The organism is Janthinobacterium sp. NKUCC06_STL (assembly GCF_019345455.1).
In the GTDB taxonomy this organism is placed as follows: Bacteria; Pseudomonadota; Gammaproteobacteria; order Burkholderiales; family Burkholderiaceae_D; genus Janthinobacterium; species Janthinobacterium rivuli.
Genome location: NZ_JAHKQY010000060.1, coordinates 1 through 224 on the forward strand (window position 1 = coordinate 1; position 224 = coordinate 224).

At 52.7% G+C, this 224-nt stretch carries 2 tRNA genes; both read right to left on the bottom strand.

What is annotated here, in order from left to right:
• Positions 1–34: 34 nt before the first annotated feature.
• Positions 35–110 (bottom strand) — tRNA-Ala (locus KO539_RS30000).
• A gap of 26 nt (positions 111–136) precedes the next feature.
• Positions 137–213 (bottom strand) — tRNA-Ile (locus tag KO539_RS30005).
• Positions 214–224: the final 11 nt, after the last annotated feature.

Below are 224 nucleotides of genomic sequence, written 5' to 3' on the forward strand. Positions count from 1 at the left end.
TGTTGAACTCAACACTGATTTACGTTTGAACTTTTGGTGGAGGATGACGGGATCGAACCGACGACCCCCTGCTTGCAAAGCAGGTGCTCTCCCAGCTGAGCTAATCCCCCTATGGGTATTTCCAGACTACAGAAACTGGTAGGGCTGGTTGGACTCGAACCAACGACCCCCGCGTTATCAACACGGTGCTCTAACCAGCTGAGCTACAGCCCCAAATGCTGTTC